Annotated in this window: 10 protein-coding genes; 4 read left to right on the forward strand and 6 right to left on the reverse strand. The window is 63.5% G+C overall.

What is annotated here, in order from left to right:
• Window positions 1–1,156: 1,156 nt before the first annotated feature.
• From RMP10_RS01615 to RMP10_RS01630, 4 genes are all read right to left on the reverse strand, one after another.
• On the reverse strand, window positions 1,157–1,669 hold the full coding sequence (locus tag RMP10_RS01615; RefSeq protein ID WP_310568749.1) for a hypothetical protein: 513 nt from the start codon (window positions 1,667–1,669) through the stop codon (window positions 1,157–1,159).
• A 935-nt stretch (window positions 1,670–2,604) separates the two neighbouring features.
• Complete coding sequence (locus RMP10_RS01620) at window positions 2,605–4,362, reverse strand: methyl-accepting chemotaxis protein (RefSeq protein WP_310568750.1); 1,758 nt, start codon at window positions 4,360–4,362, stop codon at window positions 2,605–2,607.
• 45 nt (window positions 4,363–4,407) lie between these two features.
• On the reverse strand, window positions 4,408–4,977 hold the full coding sequence (gene pyrE / locus RMP10_RS01625; RefSeq protein ID WP_309671056.1) for an orotate phosphoribosyltransferase: 570 nt from the start codon (window positions 4,975–4,977) through the stop codon (window positions 4,408–4,410).
• On the reverse strand, window positions 4,962–5,948 hold the full coding sequence (locus RMP10_RS01630) for a serine/threonine-protein kinase (RefSeq protein WP_309671043.1): 987 nt from the start codon (window positions 5,946–5,948) through the stop codon (window positions 4,962–4,964). Before RMP10_RS01630 ends, pyrE begins: the two co-directional genes overlap by 16 nt.
• A gap of 189 nt (window positions 5,949–6,137) precedes the next feature.
• Here RMP10_RS01630 and RMP10_RS01635 point away from each other — a divergent pair, with 189 nt between their 5' ends.
• From RMP10_RS01635 to RMP10_RS01650, 4 genes are all read left to right on the forward strand, one after another.
• Complete coding sequence (locus RMP10_RS01635; protein WP_309671044.1) at window positions 6,138–7,529, forward strand: GWxTD domain-containing protein; 1,392 nt, start codon at window positions 6,138–6,140, stop codon at window positions 7,527–7,529.
• Window positions 7,526–10,462: a DNA polymerase I gene (polA, locus tag RMP10_RS01640; RefSeq protein ID WP_310568751.1), complete on the forward strand. Its 2,937-nt coding sequence runs from the start codon at window positions 7,526–7,528 to the stop codon at window positions 10,460–10,462. Before RMP10_RS01635 ends, polA begins: the two co-directional genes overlap by 4 nt.
• A gap of 253 nt (window positions 10,463–10,715) precedes the next feature.
• Window positions 10,716–11,105, forward strand: coding sequence for a prepilin-type N-terminal cleavage/methylation domain-containing protein (locus tag RMP10_RS01645; RefSeq protein ID WP_309671046.1), 390 nt, complete (start codon window positions 10,716–10,718; stop codon window positions 11,103–11,105).
• 110 nt (window positions 11,106–11,215) lie between these two features.
• Complete coding sequence (locus tag RMP10_RS01650; protein WP_309671047.1) at window positions 11,216–11,521, forward strand: hypothetical protein; 306 nt, start codon at window positions 11,216–11,218, stop codon at window positions 11,519–11,521.
• Window positions 11,522–11,602: 81 nt separating this feature from the next.
• Here the strand turns inward: RMP10_RS01650 and RMP10_RS01655 are convergent, their stop codons facing one another.
• Both RMP10_RS01655 and RMP10_RS01660 read right to left on the reverse strand, forming a co-directional pair.
• Window positions 11,603–12,973 carry a lysophospholipid acyltransferase family protein gene (locus tag RMP10_RS01655; protein WP_310568752.1) on the reverse strand — a complete coding sequence of 457 codons (1,371 nt, stop codon included), beginning with the start codon at window positions 12,971–12,973 and terminating at the stop codon, window positions 11,603–11,605.
• Window positions 12,974–13,003: 30 nt separating this feature from the next.
• Complete coding sequence (locus RMP10_RS01660) at window positions 13,004–14,371, reverse strand: MFS transporter (RefSeq protein ID WP_310568753.1); 1,368 nt, start codon at window positions 14,369–14,371, stop codon at window positions 13,004–13,006.
• Window positions 14,372–14,451 lie beyond the last annotated feature (80 nt).

A 14,451-nucleotide genomic window follows, 5' to 3' on the forward strand; every position in this document is an offset into this window, starting at 1 on the left:
TGCGTGCCATCGTAATGCCGGTACAGCGGGCCTATCGCATCGCGCACAGGCCATCGCCGACGCATCGACACAGGCCGCCACGGATGCGCGCATCATCACGGCCCTACTGGAGATCGTGGGGTAGCTCGGGCGCTGGGGACTCTCTGGAATCACCAGCGAGACACTTGGGCGATGGAATTCACGGGCGACTCCTTCCACTCGGGCCTCTCCTCTCGCCTGTTTAACATATTGGGCGAGGTCTATTGCGAGCCGCACCCCATCGTATTTGGTGTGTCGTTGCTGAGCGTATGCATCATCGCCGTGCTCGAGGAGATGCGTACCATCTAGAGTCGGCCACGCCAACTCCGCTGGGACAGCGTCCAGGAATTCTTGGCAGACGCGACGAACGACTTGGCGCATCTGCACGGCGTTCATATCCACTTCATCGAACCCGGCAATCCGAACCCGAACGCGCATATCAAACGCCTTCGCACGGCAGCTCTCGATGCTTTGGTCCTCGCCTCGCTCGACGAAGTCCGTGACGTTGGTGAGCAGTCGAGCCACGTGTACAACAGCGAACGGTCACACGCGAGTCTCGGGCGTCTGCCCCAATCACCTGCCACCCGAGGCCGACCACCGCCCTCGGGCAGTCCGATTTCAAACCGTGCGTTTGATGCGGAAGTCTGCGTAACCACTCAACTGCCCAGCCATTTCAAGCTCCTAGACGTCGCGGAGACCTCACGTCTTTTTGGATGCTCCTTTGAAACGCCACTCGTGACTGAGCCGTCCCAACATACCTCTCGATGTGCGACGGTCCGAGGACAAGCTGGCTAATTCTGCCGAGTGGATTGCCGCTCTAGGTCTCTTGCGCGCTCGTAGCCCGCGCGTGACATCAGCAGAAGTCCGATTGGCATGAGGGCGTTCGCGAATTCTAGGGTCGTAGCAAACCAAGGAAGGTCGTCTGCCTCAAGCCCGAGCGACAAAGCCCAGATCGCCATGAGCACGGCGCCAAAAGGCCCCTTACGATATCCAGGATAGTAGTGACTCCAAAGGAGGCCAATCACCGAGAACAGTACGAACCCGATGTTTGGCCACAGTGCTAGGTCCATGGTCTCTCCGTTCTCATGAAAGCATCGCGGCCTCCAATCCGAAGGCCGCGATGCAAAAGGAAGCCTGACTATCGCGTTGACGAAGTATACGGCGAGCGGAACTCAAGAGCGTCAGGATGCTCACGCCTGCACTGTCTGTACGCGGCTCGCGCATCGTTGAACTCACTTTGGAGCAACGCGATACCCGCGATTCCGCCGGCCACGGCTAGGACATTCAGTCCGGGAACCATCGCAGCGCCGGCAAAGGCGAGCGCTCCAGCAACGAGATAGCCTGATTTGTAAGCGTAGTTTCGCTCCTGCGCGTCACAAGGTCCGCCGTCCTCACCTTCGTCAAATGCTGCAATACCAAACGCGGCTTTGTTGCCGCGCGTACCGAGCGCATCCGAGATGCGAATGCTGCCTGAACCTGAAAGACTCGTGGGTGAGCGTGGGCTTGAATACTCCGTACTGATCAGGTCTGCTTCGTAAGTTTCTACAGCGTCATTTGCGACTGCTGTCGACCACGTCACGAGGCCAGTGACGATCTCGTCGACCTGAGCAGGTGCAAGTTGCTCCGAGAGGGGAGCGGATGCGTCTGCCACGGGATAAATGATCGGCTCCCAATCAACGCTGGCTCGCGGTGCAACGTCGATTCGGCTCACAAGGAGTGACCCGATAGGCCGATCTGAACGCTGGAAATACTTCACATTTAGGGACTTCGCGTTGAGCTCAATTAGCTCGAATAGATCCCCGTAACGCCCTCCGCTCGGCTTTGGTATGGGCGTACCGGATGCAGAAGATCACTTCGTTGCCTTCTCACCCTTCGAGTCTCGAATAAGAACCGCGTCGAAGCCAGAGAAAAAACCCTGATTGTTGACGGAAATCCGCATCTCAAACTGCGGTGCAACGTACGGGACGACTTCCCGGCGTTCCTCTCGAACTTGCAACGGACTGAGGATGTCTGCATCTCCACAACCCGTTATCAGAACGACCGCGCCAAGACCAACCACAGTAAACTTCAAAGAAGCTTTGCCACTTAACATCACAGTGCTCCGAGGGAATTGAGAAATACCGCGTCGGCCAACATTCGTCGGCCGGCGCAACAATATGAAGGAGCTTGCTAAAATGCAAGAAGCGTTTCTCGAGTGCTTTTCATGTGTTCAATCAATGAGCTAGACCCGCAGGAGCACGAGAAACTGGATCGACCTGAGACTACAGGAGGCTCCACTTTGTGAGAACTCTGGAGCGCCCCAGCAAGGCGAGCACCTTTTCGTCTGAGCAGTTTTAGGCTGAAGGGTGTTCACGATGCCGAAGAAGTCGGCAAAACGACGGCATGAGAACAAAGCCGAAGGGGACTGAGGACAACGGCCTCATACTTGAACGTGTCGATGAACTGTTGCGCGCGGATACCCTCAAGGAGGTGTCTTCGGCAGCATGATCACTGGGACTTAAGTGACGCGAAACCAGTGTAGAGAAGTCCACCTGAAGTCGCGAGAGCGGTGCCGAGAACAGCTCGTCGCCTTCGTGCCGGTCGAGGTCACGCCGCAATGGATTTCGCGCCCCGCGCTGGTGCCGGCGGGGGAGTCTGCACGCCCGTCTGCGCACCCGCGCGTGACTGCGTCGGCGTAGCCGCCGCCAACGCCGCAAACTCCGCCGTGCGTGTGGTGACGGCAAACTCGCTCGTGTGCCGCAATGCCACCGCGCGCATGCGGGCCGCAGTTTGCGAGAGTTGCGCGGCGCTGCGTGAGAGCTCGTCGATGCTGGCGCTTTGTGCGATTGATGCATCGGCAGCGGTGCGTGCATCGAGTGAGGCTCGATCAGATGAACTGTCGAGGGCTTCGAACGCATCGGCGACACCGGCCGAGAGTTGCGCCTGCGCGTGGGCGAGTGCGGCCACATCATCGCTCTGATGCGAGATCCGCGCGATGCCATTCACGAGCGCCGACAACGCCTGCGTGGCGTCACGCGCGATATGCCCGGCGCCGGCCACTACATCAGCCGTGCTGTCCATCGACAGCACGGCGGCGCTGATATCATCGCGGACGCGCTGTACGGTGGCCGCGATGCGCTTGGCGGCCTGTGCACTTTCTACCGCCAACGTGCGGATCTCGTCGGCTACCACGGCGAAGCCCAAGCCTTCATCACCCGCCCGCGACGCTTCGATGGCGGCGTTGAGCGCCAGCAGATTCGTCTGCCGCGCGATGCGCGACACGGTGGCGACGAAATCACCGACCTGTTCCGACGCGGGGGCGAGCAGTCGCACCTGTTCGGCGGTGGCATTCACATCGCTGCCGACCCGCAGCAGGGCCTGCGCGGCGCGTTCGATGGCTTCGCGACTCGCGGCCGCGGCACGGTCCACGTGGTGCGCGTCGGTCGCCGTCGAGGCGGCCGTCTGCTGCGTCGTGTCGGCCGTCCGTCGTGCTTCCTGACTGGCCACGACGCCATCACGCGCGCGTTCGCGCTGGTGGGCCAGCTCTTCGCTGAGCGCCGTGGCGCCAGTTGCCACGTCACCGGCGCGTCGTTGCATGACACTGGCCGCGCCGTGTACCTGCGTGGCCACTGCCGCCAACTCATCAGCCTCGCGCTGCACTGTGTCGATCAGCAGCGTGAGCTCATCGAGCATACGATTAAAGCTCATCTCGAGAAACCCGAGTTCATCGGCGTGCCGCGCATCGGCCCGGGCCTGCAGGTCACCGCGCTCCACCTGCGCCATGCGTTCGCGCGTGCGACGGATCCGGGTGATCAGCTTGGATGGCATTTGAATCACCTGCTGCGCCACCACGACGAGCATCACCGCGGCGAGCAGCACCTGCGGCCACGGCGCGGCATCGGCTGGCCGGGCCTGCGCGTAGGCGTAACTCGCGATCAAGAAGCCCACGGCCGACGAGAGCGTGGTGAGATAGCCGAGGGCTGGTCCGCGGTCAAACGAATAGGGGACGATCGCCAGGATGTACGTGAGCACCAGCACCGGCGATCCGAACAGATACACCACGCCGCTGATCAGTACGGTGTCGAATATCGCGAACACATATTTGAACCAGCGTCGGTACCATCGGGTGGACGCACCGACAGCCGCGAGCGCCCAATTGGTGGCGATGGCGGTGCAGAACATCGCGAGCACGGCCGGCAGCGACACGTCGGCGAGGCCCAGTCGGAGGCCGGCGATGAGGACACCCGCGATGAAGATCGTGCTCCAGAACCGCCGTTTGGCGGCGATCCGGAAGGTGGCGATGTCTTTGGCGCGCTCTTCGTCGAAGAGGGCCTGATACGGGGTGTGGGCGCTGGGCGTGTGCATACGTCTAACAGACGCGTCACGCCCGAGCGCGGTATCAGGTCGGGCTCAGGCCTGTGGGATCAGCGGCAGGAGTTCGGCGGCAGTGACCAAAGTGATCACCTTGAGGCCGACCGCTTCGAGCGCCTCGCGGCCTCCTTCCTGGCGATCGACCAGCGCCAGCACGCCCAGGATCTCGCCGCCGGCGGCGCGAATGGCCTCGACGGCCTTGAGGGCTGAGCCGCCGGTCGTGATCACGTCTTCCACCACCACGACTTTGTCGCCGGGCTGGAAAGGACCTTCGATCAGCTTTCCGGTGCCGTGCTGCTTGGCTTCCTTGCGGACGGTAAAGGATCGAACCATCCCGCCGGTGCCGGCGTCGGCGTCGAGGGCCGAGGTGTGGGCAATGGCGTAGGAGATCGGGTCGGCGCCCAAGGTGAGACCACCGACCGAATCGACCGGCCACCCGCTGTCACGGAGGGCGGCGAGTGCCTCACGACCGATGAGCATTTGCCCTTCGGGGCTCATCGTGGTGAGGCGGCAGTCAACGTACAACGTGGAACGGCGGCCCGAGGCCAGCACGAAATCGCCCCGCTTGGCCGACCGTTCGGCGAGCAGGGTGGTTAGCCTCGTCGAAATAAGCCCTTCATTTTGCCGAAGAGTCCACCCTTGTCCTCACCGTCACCGTCAGCCGAGATCGCCGGTACCGACTTGCTGGTCGAGCTGCTGGCGCTCGGAGCACTGCTGGCGCTGGCCATGGCGGTGGTCTGCGCGGCCGCCGCGAAGGCGTCCGAGAAGTCCTTGACCGTGGGGTAGCGATCACTGGGCTGCTTGGAAAGCGCCTTCATGACGACGTTTTCGACCGCCACCGGAAAGGCCAGATTGGGCTTGGCCTTATTGAGCACGACCGGCGGCTGCGTGAGAAGCTGGGAAAACAGCTCGCGCGGCGACTTGCCGGTATATGGCAGCGTGCCCGTGAGCAGGAAATACGCGATGGTGGCCAGCGAGTACTGATCGGCGGCCGGCCCGACCAGTTCGCCTGACAAGGCTTCCGGCGCCACATACATGAGCGTGCCGACGAAGAAGCCGGCGCGCGTGAGCCGCTGATCGGGAGCGGCGTCGGTGTCGGCGGCGATGCCGAAATCGAGCAGCTTCACATGATGCGTGGCCGGATCGTACATCACGTTTTCCGGCTTCAGATCGCGATGTACGATGCCGACATCGTGCGCGGCCTGCACCGCGCTGCAGATCTGCGACAGGATCTCGGCGACTTCCTTCGACGATAGCGGGCCGGTCTTTTCGGCATACTTGTCGAGGATCTCACCACCGGCCCATTCGATCGCGAGGTAGTAGCGCTCGCTGTCGGATTGACCGTAGTCTAGGGTGCGCACGATGTTCGGGTGTTCTACCCGTGCGCCGAACTGCGCCTCGCGCAGGAATCGCGCGACAGCAGTCTTGTCATGCTGCAGCTTCTCGCGCAGCACCTTGAGGGCGACTGTACCATGCGTGGCATGATCGGCACGAAACACGGTAGACGTACCGCCCTCGCCGACTTTTCCACGCACTGTATAGCCGGCCAGCGTCGTTCCGACTAGCGTCTCTATGGCCACGGGGCGAACGTAACGCCCACGCGCGGTACCAGCAAGAAGTTTCCGGACATAAAGTGCAATCCGTGACCAGTTCGTATGATCGGCACGGCTTTAGCGGGTGATCAGCAACCACGGCGGGCACCTTCTGCCTGCACGGACGGTACAATGCGTTTCGTGAACCCACGCGCCTTGCCTCTTCGAATTCGCTTCGTGGCGACTGCCACGACCACGTTGGCCCTGTTGGCCGCCTGTTCCGGCAATCGACCAGCCGTCGGACCGGGCTCAGCCGTTGCACCGCCGGGACCCGGTGGGGCCGCGGGTGCCCTGGGCACCGGCGTCGTACCCGGCTCGCCCGCCGACATGCAACGGTTGTATCGCAGCATGGGCCTCATTGCGGGCACGGGCGCCATTCCGTTCGTGTCGTCGGTGTCCTTCCTGCGCTCGCCGACACCCGACAGTACGCTCACGCTCATCGCGCTCAGCCTCCCGTCGCGCGTGCTGGGCTTCACGCGCCAGGGTGAACGCTACGCCGCGAGCTATGTGGCGCGGCTCGAAGTGCGGCAGGGCACCACGGTGGTGAAGCTGATCGAAGCCACTGAGAAGGTGCTGGTGCCGACGTTTCGCGAAACCTCGCGCACCGATGAAAGCATCATCTGGCAGCAGTTCCTGAAACTGGCGCCGGGCCGATACAGCGTCGCCCTCAGCATCAAGGACGAGTCGAGCATCCGCAACGCCTCCGAAGAGGTACAGCTTGAAGTGCCGCGCCTGTCGCGCGACATGCTCGGCTCGCCGCTGCCGGTGTACGAAGCGATTCCACGTACCACCGCCGATTCGCTGCCGCGTCTTCTGGCCCGTCCGCGCGCCACGGTGGTCTTCGGACAGGATTCGATACTACCGCTGTATCTCGATGCCGTCGGCGCCGAAGCGCCCACGCGCGCCCACGTGCGCATCATGGGCGAAGGGGACACCCGGCTGTTCGACGCCGATATCGAATTGCCGGCGCGCGGCGAGGGACACAGCACCACGTACGGTGTGCCCGTTGCCAAGATGGGTATCGGCATCAATACGCTGCTGGTGAGTGTCCCGGGACGCGCTGACACGGCGCGCGCGCGTGTGCTCGTGAGCCTCGGCGATGATCTGCCGATTGCGTCGTTCGACGAAATGTTCTCCTACCTCCGCTACTTCACGACCGCCGACCGACTCAAGGCGTTGCGCGATGCGACGCCGGCCTTTCGCCCCGAGGCGTGGGCGACCTTTCTCAAGGCGACCGATCCGATTCCCGGCACGCCGGAGAATGAAGGACTGCGCGACTATTTCGGCCGCATTCGCGTGGCCAACATCCGCTTCCGCGATGACGGCCCGGTGGGTTGGCAGAGCGATCGCGGCACGGCCTTCGTTGCCCTTGGCGATCCCGACAACATCGTCGACACCGGCATGACCGATCCAAACGCGCGCGTGCGGCAGCAGATCTGGGAGTATCGCGAACTGCGGGTGCAAATCGTGTTCGTCGATCAGACCGGCTTCGGACGCTGGCGTTTGTCCACGCAGGGTCGGGCGGAACTCGACAACGCAATCCGTCGGCGCATGGCGTTGCGGCAGTGAGTGAGGTGCAACGTCCCACCGCACCGCGCCTCTTTCTGATCGACGGCTACGCCCTGATCTACCGCGCGTTCTTTGCGCTGATGACGCGTCCGCTCGTGACAAGCCATGGCGAGAACACCTCGGCCGCCTGGGGGATCGCAACGTTTCTCAAGCGGCTGTTGGTCACGCACAAGCCGGAGTTGCTGGGCTGGGTGCATGATTCGGGCGCAACGTTTCGCGACGATCTGTATCCCGACTACAAGGCCACGCGCGAGAAGCTGACCGACGAACTGCAGGCCGACTTCGATCGGGGGCTCGAGCGCATCAATCAGTTGCTCGCGGCGTACAGCATTCCCGTACTCGCGGTGCCCGGCTTCGAGGCCGACGATGTGATCGGGACGCTGGCGCGTAAAGGTGTGGACGCCGGCTACAACGTGGTGATCGTGTCGGGCGACAAGGACTTTCAGCAGCTCGTGCGCCCGGGTGTGTGGTTGCTCAATCCCGGTCGCGGCGGTCCGGCCAGTGTCGAAGAGCAGTGGGTCGGTGTCGAGAACGCGAATGATCGGCTTGGTGTGCCGCCCGATCGCGTGATCGACTATCTCGCACTGGTCGGTGATTCGTCAGACAACGTGCCCGGCGTGAAGGGCATCGGCGAGAAGGGTGCGCAGGAGCTCATCGCGCAGTTCGGCGCGCTCGAGGATATCCTCGCGCACGTGCACGAGATCGCGAAGAAGCGGCCGCGTGAAGCGTTGCTGGCGCAGGAAGCGGAAGCGCGCCTGTCGAAGCAGCTGGTCACGATTCATCAGGACGTGCCGATCGCACTCGATCCGTCCACGTTGCAGATGAGTGCCCCCGATACGCAGGCGCTCCGGCATCTGTATCTGGAGCTCGAGTTCACGTCGCTGCTGAAGGATTTGGGTGGCAGCGCGCCGGCCGAGATCGCGGCGCCAACACCGACGGAGACCGACACGGAAGCACCGACGTCGTCAAACCGTCCCGCCGCACTGGCGATGACGATGGGCGCGAGCGGCGTGCCGGTGCTGGCCGACGCACGCTACGTCACGGTCGACACCATGCCGGCCCTCGAGGCGCTGCTGGCCCGGGTGGGCGAGGTGCCGTTTATCGCGTTCGATACCGAGACCGTGCCGGAGCCCGGCGCGCCGGCTACGATCGATGCGATGCGTGCACGCTTGGTCGGCTTGTCGATCGCGGTCGCGCCAGGCGAGGCATACTACCTGCCATTCGCGCATCGTCACGAGGACGGCGGCGGCAATCTCGCGTTGTTGTCGGGTGATGCCGGCATCGCGGGCCGACGGTTGAACGCGGGCGTCGAGCCGCCGGTGAATCTGCCGGCGTTCGACAGTGACGCGATGGCGCCATTACGCGCGATGCTGGAAGACGCGAGTGTGAAGAAGCTGGCGCAAAATGCGAAGTACGATGTGCTCGTGCTGCGCGGCGCCGGCGTGCGATTGGCCGGTCTCGAGTTCGACACGATGTTGGCCAGCTATGTACTCGATCCGGGGCGCCGTTCACACGGTCTCGATTTGCTGGCGCTCGAGTTTCTCGGACACACGATGACGGCGTACGAGCAGCTGTGCGGCAAGGGCCGTAATCAGCTGCCCTTCGATGTCGTACCGGTCGATGCCGCACGTGACTACTCGTGCGAAGACGTCGACATCACCATGCGCTTGCGGGCGAAGCTCGAGCCCATGCTGGGCAGTCACGGCATGTCGGACTTGTTCCGCAACGTGGAGGTGCCGCTGGTTGAAGTGCTGGCCGACATGGAATGGGACGGCATCGCTATCGACCTCACGTGGTTCGAATCGCTGAAGACGCGATTCAAGAGTGAACGCGAGCGCGTCGAGCAGCTGATTTATGCCGAGGCCGGGCAGGAGTTCAACATCAACTCCAATCCGCAGTTGCGTGTGATTCTGTTCGACAAGCTCGGACTGCCGGTGAAGAAGAAGACCGCCACCGGGCCGAGCACCGACGCGAGTGTGTTGCAGGAGCTGGCCGAAGAAGGGCACACGCTGCCAACGCTGCTCATGGAGTATCGCGAGATCTTCAAGCTGGAAGGCACGTACATCGATGCGTTGCCGAAGCTGGTGCATCCGCGCGATCACCGGCTGCACACGTCGTTCAACCAAACGGTGGCGGCCACTGGTCGATTGTCGAGTACCGACCCGAACCTGCAGAACATTCCGAACCGCCGTGAGCTGGGGCGCGAGATCCGTCGGGGCTTCGTGCCGCGGCCGGGATGGCGGCTGCTCAGTGCCGACTACTCACAGATCGAACTGCGGTTGCTGGCGCATTTGTCGGGCGATCCGGCGTTCGTGACGGCATTCAAGGCCGGCGGTGACATTCACCGCCAAACGGCCGCTATCATTTTCGGCGTGGACCTGGCCGATGTGAACGGCGAGATGCGGGCGCGCGCGAAAACGATCAATTTCGCGACGATTTACGGGCAGGGCGCCCATGCGCTGTCTCGGCAGCTCAAGCTTCCGCATGCCGAGGCGAAGGCGTTCATCGACACCTATTTCGAGCGGTTCGCCGGGGTGAAGGCGTTCCTCGATCGCTGTGTCGTCGAGGCGAAGGCGAAGGGGTATGTGGAGACGCTGTTTCACCGTCGTCGCTACATCCCGGAGCTCAAGGAGCGAAACCACAACATGCGCGCCTTTGGCGAGCGGGTGGCGGCCAACGCGCCGATCCAGGGCTCGGCGGCGGATCTGATCAAGATCGCCATGATCCGGGTGCACCACGCGCTGGCCGGCGAGGGGCTGGCTTCGCGGATGCTGCTGCAAGTGCACGACGAACTGATCTTCGAGTTGCCGGTCGCCGAGCAGTCGGTGTTGTCGGCGCTGGTGAAGCGGGAGATGGAGTCGGCGGCGGCGCTGGACGTGCCGTTGCTGGTGGAGATGGGGGTCGGCGACGACTGGGTGGCCGCCAAGTCGTGACGGGGCTGGGACTTGCCTCGTTTCGCGAACGGGTGGGTGTCGCAGTTTGCATGAACTCAGGGGCGCTGCGAGACTGGTCCCAGCGGTAGACCTCCGGCGGCATTGTGGTAAACGATTGTTTTGCAACGGGTTAGGATCGTGCGAGGAGCGCGGCACCCGGGTTGCTAAGGAAGAGGGTATCGCGGATCCCCACATCCGCCCCCAATGCCAGCACCCGGGACCATATCGTTCCGGGCCGACCCGAGGAAGCCACATGCGACCGTCCCGTTCCCGTCAGGGGTTTACACTGATCGAGCTGCTGATTGTCGTGGTCATCATTGGCATTCTGGCGGCCCTCGCGATCCCGAAGTTCCAGAGTACCAAGGGCAAGGCGTACGCGGCGGCGCTCAAGAGCGACCTGAAGAACGTCGCGTCGATGCAGGAAGACTATTTTTATTACAACGAGACGTACGCGGCGAATGTCGGTGCCCTGAGCTTCAGCAGCACGAACGGCGTGACAATCAGTATTGCCGAGGCAGACGGGCGGGGCTGGTCGGCCACTTCCACGCATCCGGCCGCTTTTCCGCTTACATGTGCGGTGTTTTACGGCCAGGCGGCTCCGCTTGGTGGTGCGACATCAGAGGGTGTTGTACACTGTCAATAGCGCTACGTAACGCGCCACGCTCGGCGCACTACAGCAACAGTTGATCTGTTTTGAACGGTTTCGAATTCACCATCGCGTCCGACCCTGACGCCCAGCGGCGTGCCTCTCGCATGCGCGAGGTCACCTTCGCCTCTGGGGCGCGGGAGTTCCGGAAACGCCGCGACGGAATGATCTACGCGATGGACGGCGGGCTGTGGTTACACCGGCACGTCTGGCAGGGCCGCCCCATGGTGCACTTCGTGAGCACCGACCGCGCGCGGCTGCTCGCGTACGGCGACGTGGTAGGGATTCCCGCCGAACGACTTCAATACAAGCCCCTGCGCGACCCGCGCACCGAGGTGCGCCGCGAGGCGTGGCACTGGGACCTCGGCGGTCCCGTGTACCCGCCGGTGGACGAGCGGCTGCTGAGCGACTGACCGGCGGCATTCCGCCCACGCGTAAAACGCTTATGCCGCGGATCTGCTGTTGTCGTGCGATGCGCCCTCGCGAAGCTCAAATCACCGCTCCGCCGCCAGCCGCTCCAGCGCGAAGGCATCCTGCCTGATGGCGTCAGCTTCGGCGAGCAGCGCCCCCTGCAACGCCGGATCGCGGCGGAATGCGAAATAGGCCCGGGCGCGATCACGGGCTCGACGCGTGCGGTCACCGTACCGCAGGTCGCTGCTGGCCGACGGCACGAGGGTCAGAAAGAAGGCGAGCGCCCACCACCCGCCGGCCAACGAGGCCACCACCGCGGTTTGCACGATGTAGGCGGCGAGCACCAGCAGCAGCCCGACCACGAGCGTGCGCATGGCGGGTTCGTCGAGGGCCTGCACGTTGCGCAGGGCCAGTCGACGGGCCAATTGGATCGGTGCGAAGTGGGTGAGGCGACCCCAGAATCCGATTGGTGCGGCGATCAGCGCCAGCGTGGCCTCGCGAACCGCGAAGCGCATACCAGCTGCGGCCTGGGCGCTGATCGCGAGATCGTGTGGGTCGATGCCACGTTCGTCGAGGCGCGTGCCGAAGGCGCGTACGCGCGCTTCGAAGCCATCGAGTCGTGTGTGCAACTCCGCGTCGTCGCGCGCCCGCAGCGTGCTGTGGACCCGGTCGAGGCGTCGCAGCAGCTCGAGCACGCGTCCGAGCGACGGCGTGCCTTCGGCCACCGACGGGGTCGGCTCGAGCAGCGCGCTGAGTGTGCCGCCCACCCGCTGCAAACGCTCAGCGTCGCTCGGAGAATCGAAGTTCAACGTCACGGCAGCGAGACGTGCCGTGACCAACTGCGTGAGCGTGGCCACCGAGATGCCTGCATCGACCAACGGGTCCACATGAATGGGCTCGCCGACCTGCATCAGCACGCGCGAACGCGGCGCTTCCTTGCGTTCGAAGAGCAGGCCGATTGGTATGATACGGACGCCGCGCACGCCATGCGCCTGATACGCCTGCAGCGTCATGCGGGCCAGCCCCGTGCGCAGTGGCGCGAGCTGTGGCAGGTCGTGGCTCTTGCCCTCGGGAAAGATCACGATGGCGCCCTGTTTGGCGAGCGCGTCGGCCACCGCTTCGAACGACGCCGCATTGCGCTCGGCGTCCGCGGGCGAGGCCGACGAGGCACCCGCTTTGCTCTCGTCGCTGGCGCGTCGCAACGGCACGACGCCGACCGCCTGCAGGAACGTGGTCGCGAGCGGATTGGCGAAGATCGTTGCCTTGGCGGTGAAGTGCACACGTCGAGGAACGGCGTAGCCCACGACCAGCGCATCAACCAGCGCATTGGGATGATTGACGGCGAGAAACACCGGACCGTCTTTCGGCACGCGCTCGATCCCTTCCGTCAGGATCGAGCGATAATACCAATGCAGCGCGACCCCGATGACGGGCTTGAGCAGCTCATAGAGCATCAATGACGCGTTTTACGTGCAACTGGGGCATCACACGCCACGCAGATTCGCATCGGCATCACGCGCGGCACGTTCGCCTTCTTTCACATTCACCGTGGCCAGAATGGCGCCGCCGATCACGAAGAATGCGATGACCCAGAGGATGGCGCCGCGGCTGCTGCCCGTCTGCCCGATGGCGATGGCAAACACCAGCGGACCGAGAATGCCGCCGAACTTCTCGAACACCGAGTAGAAGCCGAAAAACTCGCCGCTCTTGTGCTTCGGGACCATGCTGGCAAACAGCGAACGACTGAGCGCCTGTGTGCCACCCTGCACGAGCCCGACGAGCACGGCGAGGATGTAGAACTCGCGTTCCGTGTGGATTCCATAGGCGTAGATGCAGATGCCGGTGTACACCACGAGTCCGAGCAGAATGGAGAGCTTCGCGCCGAGCTTGCCGGCGAGCGTACCGAACGCGAAGGCGAACGGAATACCGACGAACTGCACGAGCAGGATCGCCTTGATCAGCGCTGGGCGTTCGATGCCGATTTCGGCCCCGAACGCGGTCGCCATTTTCACGATGGTCTGAATGCCGTCGTTGTAGATCGTGAACGCCAGCATCGCCAGAAACGCCTGTTTGTAGAGGCGCATTTCACGCAGCGTTTCGCCGAGTCGTGAAAACGCGACGGCAAACGGGTTCGCGGTCGAGCCTTCGTCCGATTCGACGGTGCGCGGAGGCTCCGGGACCGTGCGGAATAGGGGAATCGAGAAGAGCAGCCACCACACGCCGACCGAGACAAAGGCGAGGCGCGCCGGCAGTGTGGCCTGATCGGGGGTGATGCCGTCACCCGTTGGCAGGCCCAGCAGGCCCGGGTTACTCATCCACGCCAGATTGATGGCCAACAGGAGTCCACCACCGATGTAGCCGATCGCATAGGCGGCGGTGGACACGCGATCGATCTCTTCTTCGGTCGCGATGTGCGGCAACAGCGCTTCATAGAACGTCATGCTGCCGGCGGCGCCCGCAATCGAGAGCACGAACATTGCGGAGGCAAAGAGCAGTTCACCACGATCGATGAAGAACATGCCGGCGGTGGCGACGACGCCGATCAGCATGAAGGCGAAGAGGAAGCGCTTCTTGGCCGCCTTGAAGTCGGCCACTGCCCCGAGGATCGGCGCCAGCAGTGCGATCGCAATCGCGGCGACGGTATTGGCGTAGCCCAGTGACTGGGTAGCGGCTTCAGGTGTCCGATCAGCGCCGGCCACTTGAATGAAGTAGATCGGGAACACCGCCGTGGTGATCACCGTCTGCATGGAGGACACGGCCCAGTCGTACATTGCCCAGGCACGCAACTCGGATCGATGCAATCCGAGCGCGTTCAACCATCCCTTCCGGGATCCCGTGCGGGCGTCAGCCATGAGCAGTCTTGGTCAGGAGTCTCGAAATGGGCATCACTCTGCGGCAGATTATAGTCCGTGCACACACCCACGCTGTCCAG

This window comes from Gemmatimonas sp., assembly GCF_031426495.1.
GTDB lineage: Bacteria > Gemmatimonadota > Gemmatimonadetes > Gemmatimonadales > Gemmatimonadaceae > Gemmatimonas.